This is a genomic window from Endozoicomonas sp. ONNA1, assembly GCF_024606325.1.
In the GTDB taxonomy this organism is placed as follows: domain Bacteria; phylum Pseudomonadota; class Gammaproteobacteria; order Pseudomonadales; family Endozoicomonadaceae; genus Endozoicomonas_A.
The window spans coordinates 1-2,458 of record NZ_JAHHPN010000775.1; the positions used below are offsets into that span (position 1 = coordinate 1).

A 2,458-nucleotide genomic window follows, 5' to 3' on the forward strand; every position below is an offset into this window, starting at 1 on the left:
GCCTGTGGGATGTGCAGAAGATTAAACCGTTCATCAGTAAAGATTCTGATGGCTGTTTCAGCGGCAAAACGTACACCATATAGAGAGCTTGCTAACAACCCGGGCAAAATTTCTGTAAAAATCTTACCCGCTTCAATAAAGATTTTTTCCTCCGGCTTTTTGGTCGATGCATATTGAATAACCGGCTTATCACTTGAGTCTGTTTGCGAGGCTTCGGATGACTGACTCTGGTAGGACTGGTAGTTGTCTAGCCGCATACCCACTAGTGATTCCAGATAACCGGCATAATGGAAGCCAATGATACGCGCTCTCATGAAATGATCATGAGCGCTAGTGAGAACTCTTTTGCGACCGGTTAATACTATCCGCTGACTGTCAGGACTTATTTCTGCATTCAGGAGTGTTAGTCCAGCCAGGCAATGAAACCAGCCTAACATCTGTAGTGATACAGGATCCGTTTTATTTTCATATTGGTCTATGTGTTGTTTTAATTTCAGATAGCCAACTTCCCGGGCATGCTCAATAGCAAGAATAAAAGCACTTTCGTTACCCTTTCTGAACTGTTTCATGCTGGAAATGTTAAAGACAGCAAAGTCGATGTCTTTTGGTGTTGAATGAATATCATTCTTCTCGACTGGCTTATACAATATATGACTTTCAAACCATTGGCGTAATTGTTTCCAATCTTTTGAATCACTCTGGAGTTTTTTTGCCTTTTCTGGATTTCCACCGATTTGTCTTATGTTATACTCGTGAATCAGCAAAAGGACGTTGTACCATTCTGATGCATCCTTGGTAACCAATTCAGGAAATAAGCTAATTAATTTTTCTAGAAATTGTAAGTCATGACCAAAATGATGGGTGGTCAAGCTGGCTTGGATATTGATGGGAAGGGCTTTAAGATGAGGGAAAAAAGGCTTTTCTTCTGGTGAACCATTCAGATGAAAAGCAAGTTTTATGATATCTGCGCATGCCCGTTTTTCAGGATGAATATCTTCAATGAGTTGAGCCAGTTTTTTTCTGAGAAATATGATGTTTAATGAGTTCGATGAAATATAGCCCTGCACAGAAAAGCGCATGATAATTGACGATAGAGACAGACTATTAAATTTAAGCAAGTCCATTCGACCAGTGGCAAAGTGCAGTACCAATCTTAATATTGCTTCCGTATGTGCTTCCTTTGACACTTCCGCTGCCATTACCGCAGCTGCTATCGATTCCGTTCGAGCTTCTAATGACGCGGTGGTCTCTCGTTTAGTTTCTATTTCCACTTTTATTTCTGCTATCGCTTCCGCTGCTTCCTTTGCAGCTGCCTCTGCAGCCTTTTTTGCCGCTATTTTTGCTGCCACTAACGCCATCTTTGACGTATTCATTTTCACCGCTGCTGTATGCTTTTCTGCTTCCACTTGCCCATTCACTGTTGCCGCTTTCAATGTCGCCGTTGCCGTTGCCGTTGCCGTTGCCGTTGCCGTTGCAGACGCTTCCGCCGCCGCTGCTTCAGCTGCCGCTACCACTGCCGCTACCGCTAGCACTTGTTCATGCTGTTCGTCTGACAGCTGTTGCTGATTTATAAATGTCTCGCCCATTCGGGTCAAAATATTATCAACTGCGACGTCAGAACCTTTAGTCGGAAGTTGCTCCAAAAACTCTCTGAGTAGACGTATGGAAGGTGTTACCGTACCTGGAATCTTACGTTGCGGTTTTTTCAGATAAGTGTCTGCATCAAAGGCCAGTTTCAGTTCGAAAGGCTTTGGAATCAGTAACAGCCATTTGAGTAATATTCCGGCCAGAACCGCTGAATTTGGCTCTAATTCCAATAAGATCTCAATAGACTGTGACACTCCAGACAATGCAGAGAGACAGGCTCTTACTTTTGCATCAGGCTCTCCCTCCATACCATATTCAAAAAACAGCATGAGCATCCTTGCATAAGGTAAGCAGAAGTGTTGAGAAAGTAAAATAGCCTCCTTTATCTTTTTGGCATTGAACTTGACTTCCGGACTAAAGGACAACTCTATGGTTTTGTCATCATCTGACATTTTGGCCCTCATCATGGCCAGTGCTTTCAAAAAATAGTAGTAGCCTATTCCTAGCTCGTTTATTGAATTTTTATTGTTTTCTAAAGCCTTTTTGAATGCCGAGATCTTTTTTTCTGTCTGTTCTAAAAAAAAAACCGGGTTTTCCTGAATTAGTCTGACTTCCTGAATAATATTGTTATCCAGTTGAAATAAATGCTGGATATATATCCGTTCACTGAACGCTTCTTTTGATACCCTGATACCTGGCTTTAAGTATTTTGGCTGTCTTGTTACACTTACTGCTCTTTTTGCTTTCTCAGGAGTTGCATCTCTTCCAGAGGTGAGTTGCGCCGAAGTGGTTGAAGTAGAGGAAGCCAATACTGGCACCGGAACCTCTTTGATTTGAACAAAATTCCTTGAAAGCAGTAAAGACCGGGCAA

At 42.2% G+C, this 2,458-nt stretch carries 1 protein-coding gene; it reads right to left on the bottom strand.

Going from position 1 to position 2,458, the window contains the following annotated elements:
- Positions 1 to 2,405, bottom strand: a 2,405-nt coding sequence (locus tag KDK19_RS18640; protein WP_257292582.1) for a hypothetical protein, incomplete at its 3' end; no start/stop codon positions are given.
- Between the last annotated feature and the right edge of the window lie 53 nt (positions 2,406 to 2,458).